The following is a 14,811-nucleotide window of genomic DNA, read 5'->3' as shown; positions in this document are numbered from 1 at the left end:
GGTCGTCCGGGGTTCGAGGCCATGGCCGAAGGGCGCACCCCACCCACCCCGGCCCGCTTCTTTCAGCCTGTCCGGCGTTTGAGGACGACGTCGGAGGCCGATGGCCCGCCCACCCCGGTGCGCGTCTTCAGCCCGTCCGGCGTTTGAGGACGAGGCCGTTCAGGCCGATGCGGGGGTCTGGGGGCGGCAGCCCCCAGGGATGGGACGGGTAGGGGCGGCGGGGGCGAGGGAAGGCGGTTGTCGTCGCCGGGGCGCTCGGCCGAGGCTCATCGGCCCGGCGCCGACGCAGCCGCGTCAGGGCGCCTCAGTACCGGCGCCGTCGGCGACGGCTCCTGGAGCTCCAGGAGCCACACCTCGTTGGCACCCTCACGCAACACCGGCCCGGGAACGTACAACGACCGCTGCGGCCCCACCGACCAGTACCGCCCGAGACAGAACCCGTTGACCCACACGAACCCCCGCGTCCAGCCCGGAAGTTCGAGGAAGGCGTCCCCGGCGCCACGCACCTCCACGGTGCCCCGGTACAGCCCGCGCCCGCCCTCCGCAGACAACCCCCCGAACGGCACCCGCCCCACGCCCCCGGCGTCGAACGCGTCAAGACGCAGCCCCCGCGCCCGCACCCCGTCCAGAAACTGCCGCTCGTGCAGCATCCCCCCGGTGATGCCCTTCGGCTCACCCGAACGCGGACCGTAGTTGACCCTCCCCAGGGACTCCACCCACGCCTCCACGCGCGCGTGCCCCGCGACAGGCTCCTTGAGCCCCGGATCGTCCTCGGTGAGCACACCGGCCGCCACACCGTCGACGTACACCACCGCCAGGTCCCGCAGCCCGCGCAGCAGGAGGGGGTACGGCCCCCGCGGACCGGGGACGGTCACCTCGTACTTCACCAGGCCCCGGTCGACGTCCAGTTCCTCGAAGGTGGGCGGGACGGGGTACTCGGCGTCCCGGCCGCCCAGTGTCTCCAGTACGGCGTCCAGGCCGGCCCACTCCCGAAGGTCCACGGCCGCGCCCGCACCGAGCGGCGCGGGCGCGGGCGGCAGCTCCGGCAGCGGCCCGTCCGCGTACGCGCCCAGGATCTCCCTGAAGCGCCAGAACTTCTCGGTGGGACGCCCGAGTTCGTCGATGGGCGCGTCGTAGTCGTAGGAGGTGACGTCGGGCTCCAAGGGGCCCTCGTGCAGCGCGCCCCCGCCCCGGTTCGCCCCCGCCCAGCCCGCGAAGTTGGTACCCCCGTGCGCCATGTACAGATTGACCGAAGCCCCGCACTCCAGGATCTCGCGCAGCGCCTGTGCCGCGTCCCCCGCATCCCGTACGACGTGCTCGCCGCCCCAGTGGTCGAACCAGCCGCACCAGAACTCCATGCACATCAGCGGCCCCTCGGGCCGGTGCCGGCGCAGCACCTCGAAGGCCGCGCGTGCGCGGGAGCCGAAGTTGACGGTCGCGAGGACACCGGGGATCGAACCGCCGGTGAGCATGTGGTCCTCGGGACCGTCCGAGGTGACCAGCGGAACGCTCACGCCCTCGGCCCGCAGCACGTCCGCCAGGCGCCGCAGATACACCTGGTCGGAGCCGTAACTTCCGTACTCGTTCTCGACCTGCACCATCAGCACCGGCCCGCCGCGGTCGATCTGCCGCGGCACGATCTCGTGCAGCACCTGGTGGAACCAGCGCTCCACATGCCCCACGTACTCCTCGTCCCTGGTGCGGAGCCTCCCCGTCAGCCAGTGCGGCAGCCCCCCGTTCTCCCACTCCGCGCAGATGTACGGGCCGGGTCGCACGATCGCCCACAGGCCCGCCTCCCGCACGGCGTCCAGGAACCGGCCCAGCGCCTGGACGTCGCGGTACTCGCCCGGGCGCGGCTCGTGCAGATTCCACGGGACGTACGTCTCCACACAGTTGAGCCCCATCGCCCGCAGCATCCCCAGCCGATGCCCCCACTGCCCCTCGTGCACCCGGAAGTAGTGCAACGCGCCGGACAGCAGCCGCACCGGGCGCCCGTCCAGCAGAAAATCCGTGTCCCCCACCGTGAACTCGCTCATGAGCTCACCCTCACCTCTGGCGGCGTCCGCGTCCATGGACAAAGATCAGCTCTGGTTGGACCAAAGAGTGACGCCGGCGGCAGGGGCGCCGAGGAGGGGAGGCGCGCGGATGCACCACACCTGGATGCGCTATTTCTCCCCCGCTCCCGTCCACCACCGGCTCGGCCTCGTCTGCCTCGGCGTAGGCCTGCAGCACGGCGAACTGCCCACCGTCGGGCCCCGCACCCTCGACCACCACGTGGCCGTCGTCGTCAGCGCGGGCGGCGGCTGGTTCCGAGGCCCCGACGGACACCACCACACCGTCACCGCGCCCGCCCTGCTCTGGCTCACCCCCGGCGTACCCCACCACTACGGACCCGACCCCAGCTGGGACGAGTGCTTCGTCGACTTCACCGGGCCCGCCACCGCCACGTACACCGAACTCGGCTACATCGAACCCGACCGCCCCGTCGTGCCGCTCTCCGACGCCACCGGCGCCCGTGCCACCGTCGGCCGCATCGCGCGCGCCGCGCGCCGCGGCAACCCCCTCCTCGAAGTCGAGACCGGCGCCGCCGTCCACGAACTCCTCGTCGCCCTGCGCCGCGCCCGCGCCGACCTCGCCCCCGACGGCGACCCCGTCCTGCACGCCCTCGCCCGTGACGCGTTCCAGCCACTGTCCGTCGCCGAGCACGCGGCCCGGCACGGCATGACCCCCGCCGAACTGCGCGCCGCCGTCCGCCGCGGCGCCGGCCGCAGCCCCAAGGACTACCTCCTCGGCATCCGCCTGGGCCGCGCCAAGGAACTCCTCGCCGCCACCGAACTCCCCGTCGCCGCGGTCGCCCGGCGCGTCGGCTACGACGACCCCGCCTACTTCTCCCGCCTGTTCACCCGCCGTGTCGGCATGGCCCCCGTCCGCTTCCGCGAACAGCAGGGCCGCACCCTCCCCGGCGGCTGGAGCGACCGCATACCCGACCCCGACGATCCGCCCATGATCGAGCCCCCGCACGCCACGTAAAGTTGCTCCTCATGACCACCAGCGACACCGGCAACACGAACGACGGGGCGGGCGGCGAGGTCGACCCCGCCGTGCGCGCGGAACTCGCCCGGCTGCGCGACAGCATCGACAACATCGACGCCGCCGTCGTCCACATGCTCGCCGAACGCTTCAAATGCACCCAACAGGTCGGCCACCTCAAGGCCGCCCACCAACTGCCGCCCGCCGACCCGTCCCGCGAGGCCCACCAGATCGCCCGGCTGCGTCGCCTCGCCGAGAACGCCAAGCTGGATCCGGCCTTCGCGGAAAAGTTGCTGAATTTCATCATCGCCGAGGTCATCCGGCACCACGAGAGCATCGCGGACGGTGCCGGGCGGGGCGCGGCGGCCACGGGGGAGTGACACCGGGTGCCCCCAGCGTGCATCCTGCGTGAGCACTCCCTGTCAGGTGTCAGGCCAATGGCACATGCCGGCCGACCGTCCGTACGGGCCCCAGGGCACCCGCCACCCGTGGCAGCCGCCATCCGTGGCACCGCCATCCGTGGCACCCGCCCCCGCCCGTACCGGCCCGGGCCGGCATGTGGCCGATCGAGGGGACGTCGGGCCATGCCGTCGGATGCCAAGATCCTCATCGTCGACGACCACGAGGACACGCTGTACGCGCTCGAAAGCGCCCTCGCCCCGCTGGGCCACCTCGTGACCCGCGCGACCAGCGGCGACGACGCCCTCAAGGAAGTGCTGCGCGGCCAGGTCGGACTGCTCCTCCTCGACGTGCGCATGCCCGGCGTCAGCGGCCTCGACGTCGTGCGCTACATGCGGCGCGTCGAACAGACCCAGCACATCCCGGTCATCCTGCTCACCGGCTTCGGACCGGACACCGAACTGTCCGCCACCGCGTTCGCCCTCGGCGTCGCCGACCTCGTCATGAAACCCGTCGACCCCTGGACCCTGCGCACCAAGGTCCGCTACCTGTACGACACCCACCAGCGCCGCCGGGCCCTGGAGGCGGAGGTACGCGAGTTACGCGCCCTTACCGAGGAACGCGCCTCACCGCGCGCCCCGGGCCGCCTCCGCCACGACACCCGCGTCCCCCCGCAACGCGACGGCCACACCGACGCACGGGACGCGCGGGATGTACGGGGCTCACGGGGCTCACGGGAGGCACTCGACGCACGGGAGCAGGACCGCACCGCCTGAGGACGCCGATCCCGCCGTGACCGTGCCGAACAAACGCCGCATACCGGGCCTGCCCTGTGTCCTGTCCGAGCCATCAGGCAGCATGTCCCCCATGTCCGTACTGACGCGCGACGAAGCGCAGACCCGTGCCCAGCTCCTCGACGTCCACCACTACGGGATCGCACTCGACGTGACCCACGGGGACGAGACCTTCGACTCCCTGACCGTGATCCGGTTCACCGCCCGCGCCGACGCGGACACCTTCGTCGAGCTGAAGCCCGCAGAACTGCGCTCCGTCACCCTCGACGGACAGCCCCTCGACCCCGAGACCCTCGACGAGAACCGGCTCCCCCTCAAGGGCCTCACCGCGGGCGAGCACGAACTGCGCGTCGACGCACGGATGCGCTACTCCCGCACCGGCGAGGGCATGCACCGCTTCACCGACCCCACCGACGGCGAGACCTACCTCTACACCCAGCTGTTCATGGAAGACGTCCAGCGCGTCTTCGCCGCCTTCGACCAGCCCGACCTGAAGGCCGTCTTCGAACTCTCCGTGACCGCCCCCGACGGCTGGACCGTCCTCGCCAACGGCGTCACCGAACACGTGGGAGAGGGCCGCTGGCGGGCCGCCCCCACCCCGCTGATCTCCACCTACCTCGTCGCCGTCGCCGCCGGCCCCTGGCACTCCGTCCGCACCGAGCACCGCGGCCTGCCCTTCGGCATCCACTGCCGCCGCTCGCTCGCCCCCTACCTCGACGCCGACGCCGACGAGATCCTCGACGTCACCCGCGCCTGCTTCGACCGCTACCACGAGAAGTTCGACGAGCCCTACCCCTTCGACTCCTACGACCAGGCGTTCGTCCCCGAGTTCAACGCCGGCGCCATGGAGAACCCCGGCCTCGTCACCTTCCGCGACGAGTTCGTCTACCGCTCCGCCGTCACCGACACCGAACGCCAGACCCGCGCCATGGTCATCGCCCACGAAATGGCCCACATGTGGTTCGGCGACCTCGTCACCCTGCGCTGGTGGGACGACATCTGGCTGAACGAGTCCTTCGCCGAGTACATGGGCTACCAGACCCTCACCGAAGCCACCCGCTTCACCGACACCTGGACCGACTTCGGCGTCACCCGCAAACCCTGGGGCTACGACGCCGACCAGCGCCCCTCCACCCACCCCGTCGCCCCCGACCCGGACGCCGTCCCCGACACCGCGTCCGCCATGCTCAACTTCGACGGCATCTCCTACGCCAAGGGCGCCTCCGCCCTGCGCCAACTCGTCGCGTGGCTCGGTGAGAAGGACTTCCTGGCCGGCATCAACACCCACTTCGCCCGCCACAAGTTCGCCAACGCCACCCTCGCCGACTTCATCGACAACCTCGCCTCCGCCACCGAACGCGACGTCCACGCCTGGGCCGACTCCTGGCTGCGCACCACCGGCGTCGACACCCTCACCCCCACCCTCACCGCCGGACCCGACGGCACCCACACCCTCACCGTCGAACACCACGGCAGCCGCCCGCACCGCATCGCCGTGGGCCTCTACGACAACGACCTCGGCGTCGAAGGCCGCCTCACCCTGCGCGACCGCCTCGAAGCCGACGTCCCGGGGACCGAGCCGACCGTGATCGGCAAGCGCCCCGCCCTGCTCCTCCTCAACGACGGCGACCTCTCCTACGCCAAGGTCCGCTTCGACCCCGAGTCCTTCCAGACCGTGCGCACGGCCCTCGCCGGACTGCCCGAACCCCTCACCCGCGCGGTCGTCTGGAACGCCCTGCGCGACTCCGTCCGCGACGGCGAACTGCCCGCCATGGCCTACATCGACGCCGCCCGCGCCCACCTCCCGCGCGAGAGCGACCTCGCCCTCGTCCAGGGCGTCCTGTCGTTCGCCGCCACCCAGGTCGCCGACCGCTACCTCCCCGCCGAGGACCGCCCGACCGCCCTCGCCACCCTCACCGACCTCTGCCGCGACCTCATCCGCCGCACCGAGGACGGCTCCCACCCCGGCCTGCGCCTCACCGCCGTGCGCCACTACATCGACGTCGCCGCCCACCCCGACACCATCAGTGCCTGGTTCTCCGAAGGCACCGTCCCCGGCGGACCCGAACTCGACCCCGAACTGCGCTGGCGCATCCTCGGCCGGCTCGCCGTCCTCGGCGCCATCGACGACGCCGTCATCGAGGCCGAACTCGTCCAGGACCCCAGCGCCACCGGCCAGGAAGGCGCCGCCCGCTGCCGCGCCGCGCTGCCCGACCCCGAGGCCAAGCGCCGTGCCTGGGAGGAGATGTTCACCTCCGACCACCTCTCCAACTACCTCTTCACCGCCACCGCCCAGGGCTTCTGGCAGCCCGAACAGACCCACCTCGTCCGGGAGTACGTCGAGCGCTACTGGGCCGACGCCGTCGCCGTCTCCGCGCGTCGCGGCCCCGCCATCGCCGATGCCGCCGGGCGCTACGCGTTCCCCGTCCACGCCGTCGCCCCCGAAACCCTCGCCCTCGGCGAAACGTGCCTCCGCGACGGCGACCCCATCCCCGCCCTCCGCCGCAAACTCGTCGACCAACTCGACGACCTGGCACGGGCATTGAAGGTACGAACCGCATAACGGACGACCGGTGGCCGGGGCCGGGGCTGCGCCCCGGATCCCCCCGCCGCCCGATTCGTTTGGCTGCGGCCCGGTGGGGGCTGGTCGCGCAGTTCCCCGCGCCCCTGGGGCGGGGGCTGCGCCCCGCATCCCGGCCCGCCCCGGGTCGCCCTGGCTGCGGGCCGGTGGTGGCTGGTCGCGCAGTTCCCCGCGCCCCTGAAGCGGGGGCTTCGCCCCGCATCCGCCCCCGGGTCGCTCGGCTGCGGGCCGGGTGGTGGCTGGTCGCGCAGTTCCCCGCGCCCCTGAAAGCCTGGGGTCGTCCGGCGCTCCAGGGCGAGGCCGGCGGTCGCACCCCACCCACCCCGGCCCACGCCATCCAGTCCGTCCGGGTGTGAGGAAGGGCCGGGGGCTGATGTCCCGCCCACCCCGTCACCCCACCCACCCTGGCTCGCGTCTTTCAGTCCGCCCGGGTGTGAGGAAGGGGCCGGAGGCCGGTGCCTCGCCCGCCCCGTCACCCCACCCACCCTGGCTCGCGCCTTTCAGCCCGTCCGGGTGTGAGGAAGGGCCGGAGGCCGATGCCCCACCCGCCCCGTCACCCCACCCACCCCGGCCCGCTTCTTCAGCCCGTCCGGCGTTTGAGGACGAGGCCGTTCAGGCCGATCGGGGGTTTGGGGGCGGAGCCCCCAAGTGGGGATGGGACGGGTAGGGGCGGCGGGGGCGAGGAAAGGTGGTTCCCGTTCCGGCGTGGCGTGGCGCCCAGCAGCTTCGCCCCCGCGCATATTTTCTCCGCCCACCAGTACCCCCATTCGGGTCGGATCGTTGACCTTTCAGGGCGCGCGGGCCCATCCCCGTACAGGCTGGTACTCCCCCTGCCGCGCGCCCACCGGAGGACACCTCATGAGCACGCCGCCCCTCGCCTCAGGCCCCGAAGGTCCCGGCGCGCTGCGGCCGCTGCTCGACACCGTCCTCGACGCACTGCGCGACGGCGGCGAGGCACGCGGCGGACCGCTGCCCGCCGGCGGACCGGAGGGCGTGGCCCGGCGCGTACGGGAAGCGGTCGGCGACGTACTGCCCGAGCAGGGAACCGAAGACGCCCTACACGTCCTCGTACGGGCTCTCGCCGAGGGCGCGGCCGACCCCGCCCACCCCCTGTGCGCCGCCCACCTGCACTGCCCACCCCTCGCCGTCGCCACCGCCGCCGACCTCGCCGCCTCCGCCCTCAACCCCTCCATGGACTCCTGGGACCAGGCCCCGGCCGCCTCGGAACTGGAGGCGCTCGTCACCCGGGCCCTCGCCCAGGAGATCGGCGCCGACGACGCCCTGGTCACCACCGGCGGCACCGAGTCCAACCAACTCGCCCTCCTCCTCGCCCGGGAGGCACACGCCGGCGTGCGGCTCATCCACGGCGCCAACGCCCACCACTCCCTGCCCCGCGCCGCCTGGCTCCTCGGCCTGCCCGACCCCGTCGTCGTCCCCGCCCCCGCCGGCACCATGGACCTCGCCGCCCTCGACGAAGCCCTCACCGAACTCCAGGGCCTCCGCGGCTCCCTCCTCGTGGCCGCCACCGCGGGCACCACCGACGCCGGACTCATCGACCCCCTGCCGGACATCGCCGACCTCTGCGAAGCCCACGGCACCCGCCTCCACATCGACGCCGCCTACGGCGGAGGCCTCCTCTTCAGCGACCACCACCGCGGCAAGCTCGACGGACTCGACCGCGCCCACACCGTCACCCTCGACCTGCACAAACTCGGCTGGCAGCCCGTCGCCGCAGGCCTCCTCGTCGTCAAGGACCCCCACGACCTCGACGCCCTGAGCCACCGCGCCGACTACCTCAACGCCGACGACGACACCGAAGCGGGCCTCCCCGACCTCCTGGGCCGCTCCCTGCGCACCACCCGACGTCCCGACATCCTCAAAGTCGCCGTCACCCTCAAAACCCTGGGGCGAGCGGGACTCGGCGCGCTCGTCGACCAGGTCTGCGCCCGCGCCGTCGAACTGGCGGACCTCGTCGAAGCACACCCCGGCTTCGAGCTCTACGACCCGCCCACCCTCAGCACCGTCCTGTTCCGCCCCGCCGAGGCCTCCGACGAAGCCGTCGCCGCCGTACGCCGCACCCTGCTCCACGAAGGACGCGCCGTCCTCGGCCGAGCCCTGCTCGATGACCGGCTCTGGCTCAAAGCCACCCTGCTCAATCCCCACACCCGGCCGGGCGACCTGGCCGCGCTCCTGAAACTGGTGGAAGGACACACACCCCGATGAGCCCGACGCCCCTCCCTCCACCCCACGAGTCCGACGCGCCCCGCGACCTCGTGGGCATCGGCATCGGCCCGTTCAACCTCTCCCTCGCCGCCCTCGCCCACCCTCTCCCCGAACTCGACAGCGTCTTCTACGAACAGCGCCCCGGCTTCGACTGGCACCCGGGCCTGCTCATCGACGGCGCCACCCTCCAAGTCCCCTTCCTCGCCGACCTGGTCACCCTCGCCGACCCCGCCAGCCCCTGGTCCTTCCTCAACTACCTCAAGGACCGCGACCGCCTCTTCCCCTTCTACTTCGCCGAGCGCTTCCACATGCAGCGCGCCGAGTACGACGCCTACTGCCGCTGGGTCGCGGGCCGCCTCCCCGGACTCCACTTCGGCCACCAGGTCGACGCCGTCCGCTGGAACCCCGAACGCACCCTGTTCGAAGTCGACTTCACCCAGCTCGACAGCGAGGGAGAAGCCGAGGCCCTCGGCCGCACCTACACCCGCAACATCGTCCTCGGCGTCGGCACCGCACCCCACATCCCCGAGCCCCTCAAACCCCTCGTCGACGCCCCCGGCGTCCCCGTCATCCACGCCGCGGACTACCTCGCCCACCGCGAAAGCTTCCTCACCGCCGAACACATCACCGTCATCGGCGCGGGGCAGTCGGGCGCCGAGGTCTTCCTCGACCTCCTGCGCAACCGGCCCGCCGGCCGCGAGAAGATCCACTGGCTCGCCCGCACCGAGGCCTTCGCCCCGATGGAGTACTCCAAGCTCGGCCTCGAACACTTCACCCCCGACTACACCCGCTACTTCCACGCCCTCACCGAGCCCGTACGCGACCGGCTCGTCGCCGCCCAATGGCAACTCCACAAGGGCATCGACGCCGACACCATCGCCGCCATCCACGACGAGCTCTACCGCCGCACCCTCCACGGCGGCTGGCCCGACGCCGTCCTCACCCCCGCCGTCACCGTCCGCACCGCGGGCCGCGTCGCCACCACCAAGGTCGAACTCCACCTCGAACACGGCCAGCAGAGCGCCCGCACCCGCCTCGTCACCGACGCCGTGGTCCTCGCCACCGGCTACCGCGAACGCCCCCTCGGCCAGATCCTCGCCGGACTCGACCCCTACCTGCGCCGCGACAGCGCCGAACGCCCCCGCATCGACGACCAGTTCCGCCTGGCCCTCGACCCCGCCGTCACCGGCCGCGTCTACGTCCAGAACGCCGAACTCCACACCCACGGCGTCGGCGCCCCCGACCTCGGCCTCGCCGCCTGGCGCAGCGCAACCATCCTCAACTCGCTGACGGGCAAGGACCCCTACCCGCTGCCGCGCCGTACGGCCTTCACCACCTTCGGACTCGAACCCCAGTCCCAGGTCCCGCCCGCCCGCCACACCGCCCAGACCCTCACCCCGCTCGTCGACGGACGGTGAGAAGAAGACCCCGGACACGCGTCCGGGGTCCAGAGAACAAGCGAGCCGCAACGGGCGGCCCAGAAAACAGGCAGCCCAGAAAACCTGCGGCCCAGAAAACCTGCGGCCTAGAAAACAGGCGTGCCGTCCCGCGTGAGCTTCCAGTCCACCGAAGCGAACTCCTTCGGGTCGAGCACACCCTTCGCGGTCACCCACTCGGCGATCCGCGTACGGATCTCCGTCGACTCCGACCAGACCTCCTTCGCGGACGCCACATGCGGGAAGGCGCCGCCACCGTTCGCCCGGTAGTTGTTCACCGCGAACACGAACTGCTGCGCGTCGTCCAGCGCCGCACCGTTGTACGTCAGGTTCTTGATCCGCGAACCCTCCGCCTGCGCGATGTCGATGTCGTACCGGAGCCCCGACACATAGTCGTAGTTGTAGTCCGGACGGTTGTTCGCGTTGGTCAGCTTCTCCGTGTCGATCACCGCACCGGCCGCCGTCCGCACGAAGTAGTTCGCCGAGTACTCCAGGTACGCCCGCACCTGCGCCCCCGTCAGCACCTTCGCGACCAGCGTGTTGTCGTACACGTACAGGCTCGACAGATCCCGGATCGTCACCTTGCCGGCCGGGATCTCGGAGGTGCGCGAGAACGGCGAGGCCTGCGCGATCACGGGCAGCGACGCGTACTCCGTGCCCACCAGCGCCGCCTTGACCACGTCCTCCTGCACCTTGGTGATCAGGTCGATGATCGGGGCGTCCTTGTAACGCGCCTCGACCGTCGTCAGCGTGTCCGTGGCCGTGCCGACCACCTGGTTGACGTACGCCACCACCAGGTCGTGCTCGTCCTTCAGCAGCCGGGTGATCTTCGGGTCGTCGGCGACCGAGTTCGAGTTGCGGACCGAGGCCTTCACCGACTCGACCTGCCACTTCCCCTTCTCGAGGACCAGCTCGAAGTCGAACACCGACAGCCGCTCCGCATACGCCAGCGGCTCCGACAGCACCACCGTCCCGCCGGTCTTGGCGTTGGTGACCTTCAGCTCCGGGATCTCCACGTGCGCGTGCCCGACGAGAATCGCGTCGATCCCCGGCACCTGCTGGGCGACGAGCGCCGCCGAGTTCTCGACGTACGGCAGCTGGTCACCGTAGGAGGACGTGCCGGACGAACCGGAGTGCGCCGACACGACGACCACGTCCGCACCCATCGACCGCAGCTTCGGCACCCACTTCGCCGCCTGCTCCTCCAGACCCGGGAACGTCAACTTCCCCTGGACGTACGCCTTGTCCCAGATCGCGATACCCGGGTTCGTCAGACCGAGCACCGCCACCTTCACCGACGGGGCGCCCGGCACGTGGAACGTCTTCATGAAGTACGGCGGGAAAGCCGGCTTCAGCGTCTTCGCGTCCAGCGCGTTCGCACCCAGCAGCGGGAAGCGGCACTGCGACTCGAACTTCCGCAGCGTCTCGATGCCGTAGTTGAACTCGTGGTTGCCCAGCGCCACCGCGTCATAGCCGATCGCGTTCATCGCCTGCGCCATCGGGTGCACCGGACCGCCCTTGGCGGTGATCGGGTCCACCTTCGCGTAGTAGTACGTCAGCGGGGTGCCCTGGATCGTGTCGCCCGCGTCCAGAAGGAGGGTGTTGCAACGCCCCTTCTCCTTGCGGATCTCGTTCACCAGCGTCGAGATCCGCGCCAGCCCCTGCGCGTTGCCCGCCGCGTCCTTGTATTCCGCGTCCTTGAAGTAGTCCCAGTTGAAGACATGTCCGTGCAGGTCCGTCGTGCCCATGACGGTGAGGGAGTGCCGCTTCACGGGCTTCTTCCCACCCCCTGCCGCCGCCGAGGTCGCCGCCTGCGCGGACGGAGCCGCGACCGCACCGGTCAGCGCCACCCCCGCACCCGTCACGGCGGACTTCTTCAGGAACTTCCTGCGGTTCAACGGCATGTCTATGGCTCCTTGGGAATTGGTCAACGACGCGCGTAGATTCTGACCTACGCATGACACTCCAGAACAGGTCCCGGAGGTTTCCATCTGGTGACCACCGGGCACCACGCCCACCCTTCCGGTGACAGAGTGGGGCGTATGGCCCCCACCGCAGAGGAACCCCGACCCGCAGTCCCCTACGGAACCCCCGAATCACCCCGCATCGCCGTCCGCGGCGAAGCCCACCTCGAAGTCGACCCCGAGATCGCCCGCATCGGCATCACCGTCAGCGCCCGCGGCACCGACCGACGCGAGGCCCTCGCCGACCTCACCCGCCGCAACGCGACGGCCATGGACCTCGTGAAGTCCTACGGAGACGCCGTCGAACGCCTCGAAACCGGCGCCTTCTCCATCAGCCCGGAACTCACGAAACACGGCCGCGGCGAACGCGTCCGCGCCTACCACGGCCGCGTCCACCTCACCGCCGAACTCACCGACTTCACCGCACTCGGCGAGCTGACGACCCGCCTCGCCGACCTCGACCTCACCCGGGTCGACGGCCCCTGGTGGGCCCTGCGCCCCGACTCGCCCTCCCACCGCCAAGCCCGACAGCAGGCGGTCCGCGAAGCCGTCCAACGGGCTCGCGAATACGCCGAAGCCCTCGGCACCACCCTCGCCGCCCTCGTCGAACTCGCCGACATCGGCGCCGAGAACGCCCAGCCCTACCCGGCGGCCCCCGGACGCGCCATGCGCTCCATGTCCTTCGTCGGCGGCACACCCGAAGAAGCCGCCCCCCTCGACCTCGAACCCGAGCGCCAACACGTCTACGCCCAGGTCAACGCCCGATTCACGATGGCCCCGCCGGAACTGTAAAGCGCGGACCGGTCGCCATAAAGTACCGACGCGCTCATCAGAGCACCCCCGCGCACAATTCAACTGTTGTCAATAAGGCTTCATGCAAAGGTTGTTGAGTAGTCATGCTGGACCAATTCTCTACCGACCGGTAAGGCCTAGGCTCAAACCATGCGCCGAGCAAAAATCGTCTGTACATTGGGCCCCGCCACCGATTCGTACGACCAGCTCAAAGCCCTGGTCGACGCCGGAATGGACGTAGCCCGCTTCAACCTCAGCCACGGCACCCACGCCGAACACGAGGAGCGCTACCAGCGCGTGCGAAAGGCCTCCGACGAGACCGGACGCAGCGTCGGACTGCTCGCCGACCTTCAAGGCCCGAAGATCCGACTCGGCCGCTTCACCGAAGGCCCCGTACTCCTTGAACGCGGAGACACCTTCACCATCACCGTCGAAGAAGGCGCCGAGGGCGACCGCCTCACCTGCGGCACGACGTACTCGGGCCTCGCGGCCGACGTCACCCCCGGCGAACGCATCCTCGTCGACGACGGCAAGGTCTGCCTCGAAGTCACCGCCGTCGACGGCCCCCGCGTCCACACCACCGTCGTCGAAGGCGGCATGGTCTCCGACCACAAGGGCCTCAACCTCCCCGGCGTCGCCGTCTCCGTCCCCGCCCTCTCCGACAAGGACGAAGCGGACCTCCGCTGGGCCCTACGCACCGGCTTCGACGTCATCGCCCTCTCCTTCGTCCGCAGCGGCCGCGACATCGACGACGTCCACCGCATCATGGACGAGGAAGGCCGCCGCCTTCCCGTGATCGCCAAGGTCGAGAAGCCCCAGGCGGTCGACGCGATCGACGACATCGTCGCCGCCTTCGACGGCATCATGGTCGCCCGCGGCGACCTGGGCGTAGAGATGCCCCTCGAGCAGGTCCCGATCGTCCAGAAGCGCGCCATCAAGCTGGCCAAGCGCAACGCCAAGCCGGTCATCGTCGCCACCCAGATGCTCGACTCGATGATCGACAACTCCCGCCCCACGCGGGCCGAGGCGTCCGACGTCGCCAACGCCGTCATCGACGGCACGGACGCCGTGATGCTCTCCGGCGAGACGAGCGTCGGCAAGTACCCCGTGGAAACCGTCCGGACGATGTCCCGCATCGTCGAGGCCGCCGAGGAGGACATCCTCGCCAAGGGCCTGCCGCCCCTGACCGACCGCAACAAGCCCCGCACCCAGGGCGGTGCGGTCGCCCGCGCGGCGGCGGAGATGGGCGACTTCCTCGGCGCCAAGTTCCTCGTCGCCTTCACCCAGTCCGGCGACACGGTCCGCCGCCTGTCCCGCTACCGCTCCCCGATCCCCCTGCTGGCCTTCACTCCCGACCCGGCCACCCGCTCCCAGCTGAACCTGACCTGGGGCGTAGAAACGTTCCTGGGACCGCACGTCGACTCCACCGACGCGATGGTCGACCAGGTCGACGAACTCCTCCTGAAGTACGGCCGCTGCAAGAAGGGCGACATCGTCGTCATCACCGCCGGCTCCCCGCCCGGCGTCTCGGGCACCACGAACCTCGTACGCGTCCACCACATCGGAGAGGACGACAGCCCCAAGTAGACCCG

General features: G+C 71.1%; 10 protein-coding genes. 8 read left to right on the top strand and 2 right to left on the bottom strand.

Annotated features, from left to right (window positions below; all coding sequences use genetic code 11):
* Window positions 1-266: 266 nt before the first annotated feature.
* On the bottom strand, window positions 267-2,036 hold the full coding sequence (locus FNV62_RS15925; RefSeq protein WP_144315329.1) for a glycoside hydrolase family 35 protein: 1,770 nt from the start codon (window positions 2,034-2,036) through the stop codon (window positions 267-269).
* Window positions 2,037-2,145: 109 nt separating this feature from the next.
* Between FNV62_RS15925 and FNV62_RS15920 the strand changes: the two genes are divergently transcribed.
* From FNV62_RS15920 to FNV62_RS15895, 6 genes are all read left to right on the top strand, one after another.
* Window positions 2,146-3,030, top strand: a complete 885-nt coding sequence (locus FNV62_RS15920) for a helix-turn-helix transcriptional regulator (protein WP_097284254.1) — start codon at window positions 2,146-2,148, stop codon at window positions 3,028-3,030.
* Window positions 3,031-3,041: 11 nt separating this feature from the next.
* Complete coding sequence (locus FNV62_RS15915; protein ID WP_097288885.1) at window positions 3,042-3,410, top strand: chorismate mutase; 369 nt, start codon at window positions 3,042-3,044, stop codon at window positions 3,408-3,410.
* Between the two features lie 204 nt (window positions 3,411-3,614).
* Entirely contained in the window at window positions 3,615-4,205 is a 591-nt protein-coding gene (locus FNV62_RS15910; protein ID WP_143601346.1) for a two-component system response regulator, read from the top strand.
* Window positions 4,206-4,287: 82 nt separating this feature from the next.
* A complete protein-coding gene (gene pepN / locus FNV62_RS15905) occupies window positions 4,288-6,786 on the top strand; it encodes an aminopeptidase N (protein WP_144316479.1) in 2,499 nt (832 codons plus the stop codon).
* A gap of 876 nt (window positions 6,787-7,662) precedes the next feature.
* Complete coding sequence (locus FNV62_RS15900; protein ID WP_143613035.1) at window positions 7,663-9,027, top strand: pyridoxal phosphate-dependent decarboxylase family protein; 1,365 nt, start codon at window positions 7,663-7,665, stop codon at window positions 9,025-9,027.
* On the top strand, window positions 9,024-10,445 hold the full coding sequence (locus tag FNV62_RS15895; RefSeq protein ID WP_097284251.1) for a lysine N(6)-hydroxylase/L-ornithine N(5)-oxygenase family protein: 1,422 nt from the start codon (window positions 9,024-9,026) through the stop codon (window positions 10,443-10,445). The genes FNV62_RS15900 and FNV62_RS15895 overlap by 4 nt, the downstream gene beginning before the upstream one ends.
* Before the next feature lie 107 nt (window positions 10,446-10,552).
* Here the strand turns inward: FNV62_RS15895 and FNV62_RS15890 are convergent, their stop codons facing one another.
* On the bottom strand, window positions 10,553-12,367 hold the full coding sequence (locus FNV62_RS15890) for a bifunctional metallophosphatase/5'-nucleotidase (RefSeq protein WP_097284250.1): 1,815 nt from the start codon (window positions 12,365-12,367) through the stop codon (window positions 10,553-10,555).
* A 138-nt stretch (window positions 12,368-12,505) separates the two neighbouring features.
* Between FNV62_RS15890 and FNV62_RS15885 the strand changes: the two genes are divergently transcribed.
* Together FNV62_RS15885 and pyk are read left to right on the top strand one after the other, a co-directional pair.
* The gene (locus FNV62_RS15885; RefSeq protein WP_144315328.1) at window positions 12,506-13,219 is read left to right on the top strand and encodes an SIMPL domain-containing protein; all 714 of its coding nucleotides are present in this window, start codon (window positions 12,506-12,508) and stop codon (window positions 13,217-13,219) included.
* Between the two features lie 150 nt (window positions 13,220-13,369).
* The gene (gene pyk / locus FNV62_RS15880; protein ID WP_054235994.1) at window positions 13,370-14,806 is read left to right on the top strand and encodes a pyruvate kinase; all 1,437 of its coding nucleotides are present in this window, start codon (window positions 13,370-13,372) and stop codon (window positions 14,804-14,806) included.
* The last annotated feature ends 5 nt before the right edge of the window (window positions 14,807-14,811 follow it).

The organism is Streptomyces sp. RLB3-17 (assembly GCF_007113425.2).
GTDB lineage: Bacteria > Actinomycetota > Actinomycetes > Streptomycetales > Streptomycetaceae > Streptomyces > Streptomyces mirabilis_D.
The sequence above is the reverse complement of the archived record's forward strand: the minus strand, read 5'-3'. Positions and strand labels throughout refer to the sequence as shown.